The organism is Kitasatospora viridis, assembly GCF_007829815.1.
Taxonomy (GTDB): domain Bacteria; phylum Actinomycetota; class Actinomycetes; order Streptomycetales; family Streptomycetaceae; genus Kitasatospora; species Kitasatospora viridis.
In genome coordinates, this window is record NZ_VIWT01000001.1 from 5,543,100 (window position 1) to 5,557,591 (window position 14,492).

At 76.6% G+C, this 14,492-nt stretch carries 15 protein-coding genes; 6 read left to right on the plus strand and 9 right to left on the minus strand.

Annotated elements, in window-relative coordinates:
- The first annotated feature begins 24 nt into the window (after positions 1–24).
- Positions 25–807 (plus strand): glutamate racemase, encoded by a 783-nt coding sequence (locus FHX73_RS24860; protein WP_145907125.1) that lies wholly within the window; start codon positions 25–27, stop codon positions 805–807.
- Between the two features lie 22 nt (positions 808–829).
- On the opposite strand, the gene FHX73_RS24865 is transcribed toward FHX73_RS24860, so the two are convergent.
- Positions 830–1,792, minus strand: a complete 963-nt coding sequence (locus FHX73_RS24865; protein ID WP_145907126.1) for a polysaccharide deacetylase family protein — start codon at positions 1,790–1,792, stop codon at positions 830–832.
- A 172-nt stretch (positions 1,793–1,964) separates the two neighbouring features.
- On the minus strand, positions 1,965–2,480 hold the full coding sequence (locus tag FHX73_RS24870; RefSeq protein ID WP_145907127.1) for a PTS sugar transporter subunit IIA domain-containing protein: 516 nt from the start codon (positions 2,478–2,480) through the stop codon (positions 1,965–1,967).
- 163 nt (positions 2,481–2,643) lie between these two features.
- On the opposite strand from FHX73_RS24870, the gene FHX73_RS46425 reads away from it, so the two are divergent.
- The 3 genes from FHX73_RS46425 (at position 2,644) to FHX73_RS24885 (ending at position 5,443) form a co-directional block, all read left to right on the plus strand.
- On the plus strand, positions 2,644–2,913 hold the full coding sequence (locus FHX73_RS46425; RefSeq protein WP_425461420.1) for a DUF397 domain-containing protein: 270 nt from the start codon (positions 2,644–2,646) through the stop codon (positions 2,911–2,913).
- A gap of 657 nt (positions 2,914–3,570) precedes the next feature.
- A complete protein-coding gene (locus FHX73_RS24880) occupies positions 3,571–4,065 on the plus strand; it encodes a hypothetical protein (RefSeq protein WP_145907129.1) in 495 nt (164 codons plus the stop codon).
- A gap of 274 nt (positions 4,066–4,339) precedes the next feature.
- Positions 4,340–5,443: an acyl-CoA dehydrogenase family protein gene (locus FHX73_RS24885; RefSeq protein WP_145907130.1), complete on the plus strand. Its 1,104-nt coding sequence runs from the start codon at positions 4,340–4,342 to the stop codon at positions 5,441–5,443.
- A gap of 58 nt (positions 5,444–5,501) precedes the next feature.
- On the opposite strand, the gene FHX73_RS24890 is transcribed toward FHX73_RS24885, so the two are convergent.
- Positions 5,502–6,632, minus strand: coding sequence for a phosphotransferase (locus FHX73_RS24890; protein ID WP_145907131.1), 1,131 nt, complete (start codon positions 6,630–6,632; stop codon positions 5,502–5,504).
- A 514-nt stretch (positions 6,633–7,146) separates the two neighbouring features.
- Here FHX73_RS24890 and FHX73_RS24895 point away from each other — a divergent pair.
- A complete protein-coding gene (locus tag FHX73_RS24895) occupies positions 7,147–8,610 on the plus strand; it encodes a DNA-binding protein NsdB (protein ID WP_145907132.1) in 1,464 nt (487 codons plus the stop codon).
- A 17-nt stretch (positions 8,611–8,627) separates the two neighbouring features.
- Here the strand turns inward: FHX73_RS24895 and FHX73_RS44900 are convergent, their stop codons facing one another.
- Positions 8,628–8,804: a hypothetical protein gene (locus tag FHX73_RS44900; protein WP_170305019.1), complete on the minus strand. Its 177-nt coding sequence runs from the start codon at positions 8,802–8,804 to the stop codon at positions 8,628–8,630.
- Between the two features lie 138 nt (positions 8,805–8,942).
- Positions 8,943–9,308 carry a hypothetical protein gene (locus tag FHX73_RS24900; protein WP_145907133.1) on the minus strand — a complete coding sequence of 122 codons (366 nt, stop codon included), beginning with the start codon at positions 9,306–9,308 and terminating at the stop codon, positions 8,943–8,945.
- 280 nt (positions 9,309–9,588) lie between these two features.
- On the opposite strand from FHX73_RS24900, the gene FHX73_RS24905 reads away from it, so the two are divergent.
- Positions 9,589–11,016: a HEAT repeat domain-containing protein gene (locus tag FHX73_RS24905; RefSeq protein WP_145907134.1), complete on the plus strand. Its 1,428-nt coding sequence runs from the start codon at positions 9,589–9,591 to the stop codon at positions 11,014–11,016.
- 72 nt (positions 11,017–11,088) lie between these two features.
- On the opposite strand, the gene FHX73_RS24910 is transcribed toward FHX73_RS24905, so the two are convergent.
- Genes FHX73_RS24910 through FHX73_RS24925 form a run of 4 tightly spaced genes read right to left on the minus strand, consistent with a single transcriptional unit; the run spans position 11,089 to position 14,396 of the window.
- The gene (locus tag FHX73_RS24910) at positions 11,089–12,123 is read right to left on the minus strand and encodes a MerR family transcriptional regulator (RefSeq protein ID WP_145907135.1); all 1,035 of its coding nucleotides are present in this window, start codon (positions 12,121–12,123) and stop codon (positions 11,089–11,091) included.
- 2 nt (positions 12,124–12,125) lie between these two features.
- A complete protein-coding gene (locus FHX73_RS24915; RefSeq protein WP_145907137.1) occupies positions 12,126–12,986 on the minus strand; it encodes a 5-oxoprolinase subunit C family protein in 861 nt (286 codons plus the stop codon).
- Positions 12,979–13,620 (minus strand): 5-oxoprolinase subunit B family protein, encoded by a 642-nt coding sequence (locus tag FHX73_RS24920; protein WP_145907139.1) that lies wholly within the window; start codon positions 13,618–13,620, stop codon positions 12,979–12,981. The genes FHX73_RS24915 and FHX73_RS24920 overlap by 8 nt, the downstream gene beginning before the upstream one ends.
- A complete protein-coding gene (locus tag FHX73_RS24925; protein ID WP_246213700.1) occupies positions 13,620–14,396 on the minus strand; it encodes a LamB/YcsF family protein in 777 nt (258 codons plus the stop codon). Before FHX73_RS24925 ends, FHX73_RS24920 begins: the two co-directional genes overlap by 1 nt.
- Between the last annotated feature and the right edge of the window lie 96 nt (positions 14,397–14,492).

A 14,492-nucleotide genomic window follows, 5' to 3' on the forward strand; every position in this document is an offset into this window, starting at 1 on the left:
CCGGATCGGTTAGGGTCAATCACTGTGAAGATCGCACTGCTGGACTCCGGGATCGGGCTGCTCCCCGCGGCCGCGGCGCTGCGCGAGCTGCGGCCCGACGCTGATCTGGTGATCACCAACGACCCGGACGGCATGCCCTGGGGCCTGCGCACACCGGCCGATCTGACCGAGCACGCGCTGGCGTGCGCCCGCGCCGCCGCCGCCCACCGCCCCGACGCCCTGGTGGTCGCCTGCAACACCGCCTCGGTGCACGCCCTGGAGGCCCTGCGCGCCGAACTGGAGCCGCGGATCCCGGTGATCGGCACGGTGCCGGCGATCAAGCCCGCCGCCGCCGGCGGCGGCCGGGTCGCGATCTGGGCCACCCCCGCCACCACCGGCAGCCCCTACCAGCGCGGCCTGATCGCCGAGTTCGGCGGCACCGCCGAGGTCACCGAGGTGCCCTGCCCCGGCCTGGCCGACGCCGTGGAGTTCGCCGACCAGGAGGCGATGGAGCGGGCGATCGCCGCTGCCGCCGCGCTGACCCCGGCGGGGACCACGGCCCTGGTGCTGGGCTGCACCCACTACGAACTGGTGGCGGACCGGATCCGGACCGCGCTCGGCCCGACCGCGGCGCCCGACCTGGTGCAGTACGGCTCGGCCGCCGCGGTGGCGGCCCAGGCGCTGCGCCGGCTGCCGGCCGAGGTGCTGGCCCGCACCGGCTCGGGCACCCTGACGGTGCTGCAGAGCGGCCGCCCGGGCACGCTGCCCGCCCCGGCGAGCGCCTACGCCGAGGGGCGCGGGCTGCTCGCGGTGGGCGTCACCGGCTGACCGGCCGTCAGGCGCGCGCCCGTCAGAGGCCGCGCCACCGGGTGACGGCCGGGTGCAGACCGGAGAGCACCGCCTCGAAGTGGTCCCGGGGGCAGCTGGAGTCCACCGACACCCGGCTGACCCGCAGCGCCTCGCGGGGCAGCCGGCGGCTCAGCCGGTGGTCCGTCAGGAACGCGGAGCGGTAGCCGAGGTCGGCCAGCACCCGGGCGGCCCGCGGGTCGTCGCAGCCGCCGGGGTAGGCGAAGGCGGTGGGCGGCGCGCCCAGCCAGCCGCCCAGCGCCTGGTGCGCGGCGCGCAGCTCGGTGCGCACCGTCTCGTCGTCGCAGCGGCGCAGCTCGGGGCCGCCCAGGCTCTGGCTGCCGATCGCCACCCGGCCGGCCGCCAGCCGGCGCAGCTCCGGCGGGGTGAGCCGGCTGCGGCCGGGCGCCTGGACGGTGGCGCTGACCCGCAGCTCGTGCATGCTGCGCCGGCGGTCCGGGTCGGGCAGCGCGAGCAGCTGCCCCAGCCGGTCGGGCCGGGCGGACGGGCCGAGCGCCCGGGCGTAGCCGCCGTGGGCCAGCAGGAAGGCCGCCTCGTCCCGCCAGGACGGCCGGTCGGTGCCGACCAGCTCGGTCACCACGAAGGCGACCGCGGGCAGCCCACGGGCCGTCAGGGCCGGCAGCGCGTGCTCCAGCACGCTCCGGTCGGCGTCGTCGAAGGTGATCAGCACGCTGCGCGGCGGCAGCGGCCGGCCGGCCGCCACGGCCTGCTCCAGGGCGGGCAGCGAGACCGGGACCGCCACCTGGCAGAGCCGGTCCAGCTGGGCGCCGAAGGACCGCCGGTCGGTCACCCGGCGGTAGGCCAGCACGGCCAGCCGGCGGGCGGCGTGGGCCCGGAAGAGCGAGTGCGCGGGGGAGTGCCGCAGCCAGTGCACCAGCCGGTCGGCGGCCGGCAGGGGTGCGGGGGTCAGCGGCACGAGCGCCCCGCCGGGGCGGGCGGAAATCATGAGGTTCGGCGTGGTGGTGTCCGATCGCGGCACGGTGCTCCCTGCTCCCCAGGCGAGGCCGGGCTGCCCCGGCGTGAGATCCCTCGACGCAGTGCAGACCTCTGCGCCGCACGGATGGTTGTACGCGATACGGAGGACATTTCTGACCCCGCGTCAGGCCGCGCGGCCTTGGTCAGACCTTTCGCTGCCGGTAGGCCTCCTCGGCCGCCTCCACCACCGCGGCCAGGTCGCCGCCGGCCGAGGCGGTGGCCACCGCCGCCACCGCTCCCTCCACGAACGGTGCGTCGGCGAACCGCACCGGGAACGGCAGCCCGTGCTCGTCCGCCTTGGCCAGCAGGGCCAGCACCATGTGCACCGGGGCGGGCAGGTCGGCGAGCACCGCGACCCCGTGGCCCTGGTCCACCCGGCGGGCCGCGGCGGCGATCAGCAGCGCGCTGCCCAGCATCGCCTCGCCGGGGTGCCCGCCGGTGGCCGCGACGGCTGACGGGTCGTCGGTCTGGGCCATCGCCCGGGCCAGGTCGGCCGTCTCCTGGGCCAGTTCGCGGCTGTGCGAGACCAGCAGCACCCCGACCCGCCCGAGGACGGCCGAGCGCACCGGCGCCTGGCTCGGGACCCGGGCGGCGGAGGGCGCCTCCCCGATCGGGATGACGTCCGCATCCGGCCCGCCGCGCGGGGTGATCTGCGCCATCGGCTGCTCCGTTCGCTCGCCCGCTGCCCTGCCCGACCACTATCCCGAACCACGGGCGCCCGGCCCCGCCCCCGCGCCGGGAGGAGGGGCGAAACCGCACGCCAGGCCCGGGGCGGCGGATAGGCTGGCCGCTCTGACGGTCGTTCGGGAGGAGCGGTACCCAGTGGCAACCGAAACGGGCACGAGCAGCACGGCCGGGGGCGTCGAGGCGGTGCCGGCCCAGCGCAAGCCCCAGCTGGACACGTCCAAGGCCGAGTGGCTCTCCGCGAAGCAGGGCGACGGCTCGCCGGGCGACGTGCAGATCGCCTTCGTCGAGGGCTACACCGTGATGCGGGACGGGCGGTTCCCGGACGGGCCGGTGCTGGTCTTCACGCCCGAGGAGTGGCGGGCCTTCGTGCTCGGGGCGCAGGACGGGGAGTTCGACCTCACCTGAGCCGGACCCGGGCCGGGCCGCCGGGAAGGAACCGGGAAGGGCCGGGAAGAACCGGCGAGGACCGGCGAGAACCGCGAAGAAATGGCAGACGCCGTGCCGACCGCCCCCACGCGGTCGTGCACGGCGTCTGCTGTGCTGCCCGGTTCGCGACACCGGGCGTTCCTCCCGTGTTCCCCACAACCGGTCCGCGCGGACCGGCAGTCGCCGGGAGGTGGCGGCGGGGCGAAGTGCCCAGGCCGCCGGTGCCCGGGATCCGAACGCCCCCACGCGTCGGTGTCCCGGGCTCGGTCCACGGGCGCGACACAGTCGGGGAACCCGTGGACCAGGCTTTGGGTGAAAGGTGAAAAAGGGTTGAGCGGTGCTGAACGCTTGCCGTTCGGTGCAGCCGCCGCACGACGATGTGCCAGAGGGAGAAGTGGGCGCACGCCAATGCGCCACAGCAGGCCACCCCCACATGGAACAGGTCCACAGCAGCTGCCGTACATCGCGACCGTAGCCCGGACGGTTGCTCAGCGTCAACATTCGTCTCGGAGCGTGGAGCGGTACGGTTTCCGGACCAGCTTCGAACGGAGTTCGAACGTGGCCGGTCGGGTGCCCGCAGCGCGCCGACGGCCTGCCCGGTGCGGTGCGCCGGATCGGGCCACGTACCATGGCGGCATGTCTTTTCTCCGCCGACGTTCCGGCACCCCAGCGGGCCCGGACTTCGACGTGCTCGCCATGGACCCGGGTGACTGGCCCGGCCTCTTCGGGGCCGCCGTGATGACCGGCCCGGACGGCTCCTGCCAGGGGATCTTCCTGCGCTACGACCTGTTCGGCGGCCGTGGCCCGGCGATGTTCATCGGCAACCTGCCCGAGGGCTCGCCGGCCCGGGACACCCCGGACGGCGTGCCGTTCGAGGTCAGACAGCTGCTCGCCGCGCTCGAAGTCGAGGAGCCGGTGGACTTCGTCTCGGCGGAGGACTTCCCGGTCATGCTCCGGGACGACCTGCTGATCGTGAAGAAGGTCAAGGTCTCCGAGGAGCGGGTGTTCTGCGCCCAGTTCGACCGCAGCGACCAGGTCCAGGTGACCATCGCCTCCTGGGACCGGCCGATCGCGGACGACCTCTACCAGCTGCTCAAGCCGCTGCCGGCCGACCTGTTCCAGCAGGGCTGACCGCCCCGCGGCGCAGGGCGGCGCGCCGCGGCGACCGTTCGAACACTCCTTGACGTGTTCGAGCGGCCCTTCGTACAGTCACCAGCATGTCCTCCCGCCGCCCGCTGCTGACCAGGCGCAGCTACCTGGACCTGCGGCGGACCGCCAGCGCGGTCTGTCGGTAGCGCCGGCCGGCACCTCCTGTCCGGCCCGCGCTCCCGCACGCCCACCACCGCGCGGCCGCCGCAGCACCCAGGTCGCCGTCGACACCACCGGCCCCCGGAGGCAGCAGCCCATGACCACCCCCCTGCTCGACGACGCGCTCGCCAAACTGCCCCGGGTGGTGGACCTGCTGGCCGCCCGCGCCGAGGAGCACGACCGCGACGGCGCCTTCCCCTACCAGGGCGTCGAGGCGCTGCACGAGGCCGGACTGCTCACCCTCACCGTCGCCCAGCGGCACGGCGGCGCGGGCGCGGGCCTGGCCGACACCGTCCGGGTGCTGGCCGAACTCGGGCGCGGCGACGCCTCGGTGGCCCTGCTCGCGGCCGGCACCCTGCTCCAGCACGCCGAACAGGCCGGCGCCGGCGGCTGGCCGGCCGCGCTCTACCGCCGACTGCTCACCGAGTCCCGGCGCGGCCCGGCCCTGGTCGCCGCGCTGGACGCCACCGCCGAACCGCTGGTGGCCCGCCGCGGTCCGCAGGGCTGGCGGCTGAGCGGACTGCTCACCGGCTGCCCGGGTGCCGAGGCGCTGGCCTGGCTCGCCGTGCGGGTGCGCACCGACGAGGCCGTGCCGCGGGCCGGCACCTTCCTGGTCCGGGCGGAGAGCGCGGGGATGGAGGTCGAGCCGGTCTGGGACCAGCTCGGACTGCGCGCCAGCGCCTGCCACGACCTGCGGTTCGCCGAGGTGGCCGTGCCGGCCGAACTCGCGGTCGGGCTGCGGCCGCTGGACGCCGCCCCCGGGGCGGGCGCCGTGCTGGCCGCCGGCTGGCGGGACCTGGCGCTGGCCGCCGTGCAGCTGGGTGTCGGCCGGGCGGCGCGGGACTGGCTGGCCGCCCGCCCGCAGGCGCTGGCGGACCATCAGCAGGCCGCGCTGGGCGAGCTGGAGACCGCGCTGATCGGGGTCGAGGAACTGCTGGCCGGGCTGGCCGGGCGGATCGACGCGGGCGACCGGGCGGCCCTGGAGCGGACGGGTGCGGCCCACCTGCTCGCCACCCGGGCGGTGCTGGGGGCGGTGCAGGGCGCCGTCGAGCTGGCCGGCGGGCCCGGGCTGAGCCGCCGTCACCCGCTGGAGCGCCACCTGCGCGACGCGCTCAGCGGCCGGCCGCACGGGCGCCCCGCCCAGGCGGTGCTGGCGGCCGCCGGCCGCGCCGCGCTGGGCCGCGCGGGCCGGCGCTCCTGAGGGCTTTCCTGACGGGTGTCCTGACGGCCGCTCAGGCGGCGGGCGGCGCCGGGGCGGCTCAGCGGGTGCCGACCGCGGCCCGGACGGCGCGGCGGGCCAGCGCGGCGTCGTCGTAGAGCCGACGGATCATCAGGCGCTGCTCCTCGCCGGCCCCCGGCACGTCGTAGAGCCGCAGCTCGCGCATCAGCACCAGGGTCAGGTTGACCAGGAAGGCGTCCCGGGCCATGGTGCCGCCGACCTGGGCCAGCTGGCTGATCTGCCGCCGGGCCGCGGTGTCCCCGGAGAGCACGCTCCACAGCACCGCCAGGTCGTAGCCCGGCAGGTACCAGCCGGCCTGCTCCCAGTCCAGCAGCACCGGGCCGGAGGGGGCCAGCATGATGTTGCCGAGCAGCGCGTCGCCGTGGCACAGCTGCCAGCCGGTGTGCTGGAGCCCGTGCAGCAGCTGGCGCAGGTCGCCAGCGTCCCGGTCGGTCAGCTGGCCGACCGAGTGGTAGCGGCCGATCTCGAACTGGTAGTCGAGCGGCTGCTGGAAGACGTCGGTCGGCGGGCGCCAGAGGTTGAGCGAGCGCACCGAGCCGAGGATCGCCCGCACCTCGCCCGGGGTCGGCGCGTTGGCCGGGTGCCGCTCGGTGGCCGCGATCCGGCCCGGGATCCGCTCGATCACCAGCACGCAGCGGTCGTGGTCGGCGGCGACCAGCCGGGGCATCCGGACCGGCGGGCGGTGCCGCACGAAGGCCCGGTAGACCGACACCTCGCGGCGGAACCGCTCCACCAGCACGGCCCGGCTCTCGCCCTGCACGGCCTGCGGGGAGAGGCACTTGGCGACCACGGGGGTGCGGCCGATCAGGCCGGTGATCAGGATGTGCGCCGCGTCCTCGCGCAGCACCTGACGGGCGGAGAACGCCGGACATATCCGGGTGATGTGGGCCAGCGCGGCGCGCACCGCCGGGGCGGCCAGGGCGGTGTTGTCCACCCGGCTCCAGCCCTCGGACACGGGGGCGGCCTGGGGCGTGCGGGGGCGCAGCAGGCGCTCGCCGGGGCGCGGGAGGAACCCGGGTGCCTCGATGCGCCCGGCGGGGCGGGCGGGCAGGGCAGGCTTCGGCCCGGGCCGGCGGACCGTCCCGGTGGACGGCGGCCGTTGCGCGGTGCCGATCCGGGACGCGGTGGGGGAAGTCGCAGAGGAGTACATGAGGGGGCGGGAGTCCCTTCCTTGCCGACGGCATATGTCAGCCAAGGCGGCGGCCCTGGCACGGTGAGTGCTGTGGGGGGCGTCGGAACCACGGGGGCGTGCTCCGGCGCACCAGGGGTGCGGCTCGGTGCGCCCGTCGGCCGTCGGTGGGTGGCCGGCCGGCGGGCGCACCGGGGGACCCGCCTGGTACCGACCCCGGCCGAACTGACCGAACAGCGCATCCTGGGGAAATGCGCCGGTCGGACCGGTCGGCCGGGCTCGGCGCCAGGCGCGCCACCCCGGTTCGCCACCCCCTGCCCGCATCGTCCGGTCCGGCGGCGACGACCCCCCGGATGCCCGGGAGGCCGGTCCCCACCGGGTCGGACGGCCCGGGGTGAGGTGGCGCATCTCTACCTGACACCCCGGCGGGTCTGGCTCGCCAGTTGGCGCACCCTGGCGAACCCTGGCGAATGCTCGCTTGGCATGTGACAGGTCGTTAGGCTCGAACACAGCCGAGGACCCTGGGGGCTTGAGAGTGAACAAGGAACCCAACACCAGACTCGCGGACCTGTTCGCCCTGACCGGTTGGTCGAAGGGCGAGCTGGCCCGGCTGGTCAACCGGCGCGGTGCGGCGATCGGGCAGCAGCAGCTGTCCACCGACACCTCGCGGGTGCGGCGCTGGATCGAGCACGGGGAGGTCCCGCGCGATCCGGTGCCGATGCTGTTGGCAGCCGTGTTCACCGAGCGGCTCGGCCGTGTCGTCTCCATCGAGGACCTCGGCCTGGTCCGGCACCGGCGGGCGACGCCGGCCCCCGCGCAGGGGGCGGCGCCCCCCGAACCGGAGCGGACGGCGGAGATCCTCACCGACTTCACCGGGATGGATCTCATGCTCAACCGACGCGGACAGGCCGACCAGGGCCCGGCACTGCCGGGCACGGCCGTCATCCCCGACTCCCTCTACTCCTGGCTGTCCGGCGCGGACGTGGCCGTGGCCGCGGCCCGCCCCGGCCCCCGGCAGCTGATCACCGGCAGCGCCGCCCGCCCGATCGTCGACGTCTACGAACCCGGCCCGGTCGGCCCGCAGGAGGTCGAGGCGCTGGAGCGGTCCTTCGAGGTGTTCCGGTCCTGGGACGCCTCCCGGGGCGGCGGGCTGCAGCGCAAGGCGGTGATCGGCCAACTCAACGAGGTCGGCGGCCTGCTGACCCACCGTCATCCGCCCGAGCTGGCCCGCCGGCTCTGGCTGGTGGCGGCCAACCTGGCGGTGCTGGCCGGCTGGATGTCGCACGACGTCGGCCTGGAGAGCACCGCCCAGCGGTACTTCGTGATCGCCGCCCAGGCGGCCAGGGAGGCCGGCGACCGGCCGCGGGCCGGCGAGGCGATCTCCCGCACCGCCCGGCAACTGCTGCACCACGGCCGGGGCGCGGAGGCGCTGGAGCTGATGCGGCTGGCCCGGGCCGGCGCGGGGGACGCGATGGCGCCGCGCGCCCGGGCGATGCTCAACACCGTGGAGGCCTGGGCGCAGGCCACGGTGGGGGACCGGGAGGAGGTGGCGCGGCTGCTCGGCGAGGCGGAGGAGCTCTACGCGCGCGACGGCGGGGAGCCGCAGCCGGCCTGGATGGCGACCTTCGACGAGGCCGAGCTGCACGGCATGCAGTTCCTGGTCTACCGCACGCTGGCCGAGCGGGACCCGGGCGCGGTGCGGCCGGCCCTGGCGCACGCGGCGGCGGCGATGGCGCAGCGGGCCCGGCGGGGCCACGAGCGCTCCACGCTGCTCGACATGGTGACGCTCGCCTCGGTGCACTGGATCGACGGCGAACCGGAGGCGGCGGTGGAGCAGGCCCGGGCGGCGCTGGCGAAGATCGGCTACACCTCCTCGCACCGCACCTGGGACCGGCTGCGCCAGATGTACCGGCTCTCCGACCGGTACGCGGGGGAGCCGGCGGTGGCCGAGCTGCGGGCCCAGATCAGGGCGGCGGTGCCGCCGCCCCGGCGGGCCTGAGCGAGCTCAGCGGCTGATCAGAGGTTGTCGACGCTCGCGGTGTGCACCTGGTCCCAGGCCTCCTGGACGTAGCGCTCGCGCTCGACCAGGGTCAGGGCCGGGAAGTACTCCTTCAGGCGCTCGACGACCTGCTGCTCGGGCTCGTGGCACTCGTGCAGCAGGAACGCGGCCTTGTGCAGGATCTGCTTGTCCATGGAACGGTCCTCCCTCGTTGCAGGTCCGCCCTGTGCCGACGCTGCGGCCGACAGCATAAGCCGACGGGGAGGCCGGACGGACGAAAGGGCTCCGGTGGGGTTCGTCACGGCGCGCGGCGGCGCCGCCGGGGCCCGGGTTCAGCGCGGGCTGAGCACCAGCCGCAGCGAGACCACCTGGCCGTCCGGGCCGCGGCGGGCCCGGCCGGCGCAGTGCACCGGGGACTGGCCGGGGCCGCGGTCCACCCGCACCACGCCCTCCACCGGACGGCCGTGCACCAGCGCCTCGGTGACCATCCGTCGGAGCACCGGGCGGTCCTGCGGGACCAGCTGCGCGGGCAGCTGGTCCAGGGTGAGCGGGCCGAGTCCGGGGTCGCGGGCGAGCAGCGGGTAGGCGGCCGGGGACCACTGGACGGTGTCCCGCAGCAGGTCCCACTCGACGGCCGCGCCCCAGCCCTGGAGCGCGGGGTCCGGGGCCGTCGCGGTGCCGGGCAGCGAGTGACTCATCGGCCGTCCCGTCGGTGGGGGTCTGGACGCGTGCTTGTGAGACGACTGTCGCACAACCTCACGCAGGGTGTGGAGAGAATGACAGATTTCGTCGGTACTTTTCACTGGCATATGCCAGAAGCCGGTTCGGGAGGCGCTCGGCGGCACTGCGTGCATCACCGGCGGGCAGGCGGTAACCTACGGTGATTCCGGCGCCCGGGCGCCCGCACCACCTGACCACCAGACCCCCGGCGACGGAAATCCCGTTGCCACGACGATCGCCGCAACGGATGCTGACCTCATGTTCGAGCCCGTGATAGCCCCCAGTGCCAGCCTCCTCGGCCTACTGCAAAGAGGACGCGGCGACGGGCAGCTGCATGCGCTCGCAGCCGACCGCGACGAAGCCATCGCAGCCCTGGAGGAGTGCGTCACCAGCGATCCGCGCAGTGACTGGCAGGTTGAGAACCGCTCCCTCTACTACGCGCGGGTCTACATGGACCTGGAGGCGCCGCTGGTCGGCATCGAGCGGCATCTGACCCATCCCGACGACCTGATCGACACCGACGACCGGCGCACCGGCCTGTCCCTCTCCGTCCTCGGCCACCTGGCCGGCTACGGGCGGCGGGACGCGCTGCTGCTGCTGCGCGAGTACACCGCGACCGGCGCCAACTGGGCGTGGGCGCTGGACGAACTGGCGCTGCGCGACGAGGACGCGGCGCTGCTCGCGCTGGCCCCCGCCGTGCTGGCCCGGTTCCCCGAGGACGAGCGCGGCGAGGCCGCGCTGCGCGCCGCGATCCGCGCCGCCTACGAACCCCGGCCCTGGAGCCTGTGGGCCGCGCACCACCCGAGGGTGGCGGCCGCGAGCGAGCAGTCGCCCTTCGACCTGTGGCAGCGCCAGTTCCAGCGCCCGGCCGTGACCCCGGGCTGGAGCGTGGCCGACGTGCTCGCCTGGGCCGAGCAGGCCGACGGCACCGAACCCGGCGCGGTGGAGCGCCGGGCCGCCGCCGCGGCCCGCTGCCTGGCCGCCGTCGCCCGCCCCGAGGACCGGCAGACCCTGCTGGACGCCGCCCGGGACGGGGCCGAGGGCCCGCGCCGGGCCGCCCTGCGCCACCTGGCCGACCAGGACGACCCGGGTCTGCCGGGGCTGGTCGAGGCCGCCGCGGCCGACGCCGACCCGGCCGCGGTCCGGGCCGCGCTGGACACCGTGGCCCGACTGCGCGGGGCCCGCGCGCTGGCCGCCGCCCGCCGCTGGGCCGACCCGGCCACCGGCGGCGCGGACAGCGCGCTCGGCGAGGCCGCCGCGCTGCTGCTGGCCGACATCGGCGAGCCGTGCGACGCGCCCGTGGTGGTGGCCGGCCTGCGGCGCTGGCTGCAGGAGCACGGGGTGCGGGGAGCCGCGCTGGGCGGACTGGTGGACGGTTCGGGGCGGCTGGCCGCCGCCGACGCCGTGCCGATGCTCCGTCACATCTACGGCGAGTCAGCCTCCTCCGACCTGCGCGGGCGGGCCGCCCGCGCGCTGGCCGCCACCGACCGCCACTTCGGCTCCGGGCCGGCCGTCGAGTGCCTGTGGGACTGCGAGGAGAGCACCCGCGAACTCGCCGCCCGGCACGTGAAGACCACCGGCGACGCCCGGGTGCTGGAGCGCCTGCGCCGGCTCGCCGCCGACCCGGCCGAGGAGGCCGAGGTGCACGCCGCCGTGCGCGGCCGGCTCACCTCCCGGGAGCGGTAGCTCCCCACTCCACTGCACGGTGCCCCCGACCGACTCCTTCGATCACAGGAGCCGGTCGGGGGCACCGTCGTGTCAGGCGGCGGGCAGCACGTCGGCGACGGCGCAGGCGATGTTGTCCGGTCCGCCGGCCCGGTTGGCCAGCTCGACCAGCTGCTCGACCGCCCGGTCCGGGTCGGCGACGGTGCTGAGCACGGTGTGCAGGTGGGCCTCGGGGACCACCCTGCTCAGGCCGTCCGAGCAGAGCAGGTAGCGGTCGCCGGACCGGGCGGTGAGCAGGCTGAGGTCCGGGCTCCCGGGGGTGCCGCCGGTGAGGGCGCGGATCAGCAGGGTGCGCTGCGGGTGCGAGGCCGCCTCCTCGGCGGTCAGCCGGCCCTCGTCCACCAGCGACTGGACCCAGGTGTGGTCGTGGGTGATCCGGAACAGCTCGCCCTCCCGGAGCAGGTAGGCCCGGGAGTCACCGATGTGCACCAGGGCCAGCTGGTCGCCGTGGGCCAGCAGCGCGGTGAGCGTGGTGCCCATGTCCTCGGGCGTGTCGGCGACGGACTCGCGCACCGCCCGGTCCAGTGCGGTCAGCAGCCCGCCCGGGCCGATCGCCGCCGGGTCCACCGCCCGCAGCGCGGCGATCGCGGCGCTGCCGGCGGCCGGGCTGCCGAAGCCGTCGGCGACCGCGAGCAGGCCGGCGTCGGCGTAGGCGTGGTCGTCGTTGCGCTCGCGCACCAGCCCGAGGTCGGAGCGGGCGGCGCAGCGCAGGGTCAGGGCCTCGGCCAGCACGGGTGGCCTTCCTCGCAGGTGGTCGGTGAGGAGGGTGACCAGCTCCTGGCGGGCCGCGGTCTCGGCGAGCACCTGGTGCCAATGGGCCGTCAGCTCGTCCGCCGCCTGAGCAGGCGTCAGCTCGACCAGGTGGCGGATCCGGGCCAGCGGCACGCCGATCCGCCGCAGGTGGGCGACCAGCCGGGCGCGCTCCAGCTGCTCGGGCCGGTAGTAGCGGTAGCCGGAGAGCGGGTCCACCCGGTCCGGGCGCAGCAGGTCCAGCTCGTCGTAGAGCCGCAGCGCCTTCGGCGAGAGCCCGCAGGCCCGGGCGAACGCCCCGATGGTCAGCCGCTCCACGGTCAGCGGCCCGCCGGGACGAACCGCACCGGGGTGCCGGGGCGGGCCTGGGCGGCGGCGGGCAGGTCGGCGGCGGGGACCACGCCGAGCACCGGGTAGCCGCCGGTGGTGGGGTGGTCGGCGAGGAAGACCACCGGGCGTCCGTCCGGCGGCACCTGGACGGCGCCGAGCACCATGCCCTCGCTCTCCAGCTCGCCGTGCTGACGCCGGATCAGCGCCGGACCCTCGGTGCGCAGGCCGATCCGGTTGCTCGCGGCGGCCACCCGGTATCCGGCCCGGGCCAGCGCGGCCAGGGTGCCCGGCAGGAACCAGTCGGCGCGCGGCCCCGGCAGCAGCCGCAGCACCAGCTCGGCGGGCGGCGCGGGCAGCGGCACCAGCGCGGCGGCGGGCGCCCCGCACTCCCGGCCGACCGGCAGCCGCTCGCCGCCGCGCAGCGGGGCGGGCCCGAGGCCGGCGAGCAGGTCGGCCGAGCGGCTGCCCAGCACCGGCGGGACCGCGATGCCGCCGCGCACCGCCAGGTAGCCGCGGACCCCCGAGTCGGCCGGGCCGACGTCCAGCGTCGCGCCCTCGGGCAGCAGCACGGCCGCGCCCCAGGCGGCGGGGCGGCCGTCGACCCGCACGGGCGCGGGGGCGCCGGCCACCGCGAGCAGCAGCGGGCCGCCGAGCGCCGTCACCGCGACCCCGCCCAGCGTGGTCTCCAGCACGGCGGCCCCGGCGGCGTTGCCGACCAGCCGGTTCGCGGCCCGCCGGGCGGGCTCGTCCAGCGCCCCGCCGCGCGGCACCCCGAGGTGGGCGACGCCGCGCCGGCCGGCGTCCTGCACGGTGGTCAGCGGCCCGGCCCGGGTGATCAGCAGCTCAGGCATCAGGACCCCCCTGGATCGGCGTGAACCGGACCCGCACGCCCGGCGCGAGCAGGGCGGCCGGCTCCCGGTCGGTGTCCCACAGCGGCACGGCGGTGCGCCCGAGCAGCTGCCAGCCGCCGGGGGAGGCACCCGGGTAGACCCCGGTGTAGCGGCCCGCGACCGCCACCGAGCCGGCCGGCACGGCCGGCCGCGGGGTGGCCCGGCGCGGCACGGCGAGCTCGGTCGGCAGGCCCGTCAGGTAGGCGAAGCCCGGGGCGAAGCCGCAGAACGCCACCCGGTGCTCCAGCGAGCTGTGCCGGCGGACCACCTCGGCGACGGTGACGCCCCAGAGCGCGGCCACCTCGGGCAGGTCCGGCCCGTCGTACACGGTGGGCAGGTCCACCAGCGGGCCGTCGGCGGCGGCCACGGCGGCCACCGTCCAGTCCGCGAGCCGGCGGGCCAGCGCGGCCGGCTCGGCCACCCCGTCCAGCAGCACGGTGCGGGCGGCCGGGACGATCTCGGTGAGCTCGCCCAGGGTGCCGGCGGCCCGGGCGGCCAGCAGCCGGTCGTAGAGCGCGGCGACCCGTTCCGGGCCGGCCACCTCCAGCAGCAGCGCGCCCTCGCCGACCCGACGGACCGTCAGACCGTCGCCCATCAGGTGAACGCCTCCACCCGCACGCCGGCCGAGGCCAGCGCCCCGCGCACCCGCCAGGCCAGCTGGGCGGCCCCCGGGGTGTCGCCGTGCACGCACAGCGAGCGGGCGTCCACCGCGACCGGCTCGCCGCCGAGCGCGGTGACCAGCCCGTCCTTGGCCATGCCTACCGCGCGGGCGATCACCGCCTCCGGGTCGTGCACCACGGCGCCGGCCTCCCGGCGCGGCACCAGGGTGCCGGCCCGGGTGTAGGCGCGGTCGGCGAAGGCCTCGGTGACCACCGGCAGCCCGACCCCCTCGGCGACCTGGAGCAGTCGGGAGCCCGGCAGGCCGAGCACCGGCAGCGGCCCGTCGCAGACCGCGCCGGCCCGCAGCACCCCGGCCACCACCGCCTCGGCCTGCTCGCCGTCGGCCACCACCCGGTTGTAGAGCGCGCCGTGCGGTTTGACGTAGCTGACCCGGGAGCCGGCCGCCCGGGCGAAGACCTGGAGCGCGCCGATCTGGTAGGCGATCTCGTCGGCCAGCTCCTCCGGCGGCACGTCCATCGCGCGGCGGCCGAAGCCGGCCAGGTCGCGGTAGGAGACCTGGGCGCCGATCCGCACCCCGCGCTCGGCGGCCAGCGCGCAGACCCGGCGCATCGTGGAGGGGTCGCCCGCGTGGAAGCCGCAGGCCACGTTGGCGCTGGTGACCACCGACAGCAGGGCTTCGTCGTCGGTCAGCGTCCAGCGTCCGAACCCCTCGCCGAGGTCCGCGTTGAGATCGATCACCGAACCGGTCACGGCCGACTGCCTCCCAGAGCTGATGCTGCGGATCGCCTGAGGGGATGGTAGGGCTTCCGTCCGCCGGCGGACCGCCGCGGCCACCCCCTTGGCGGA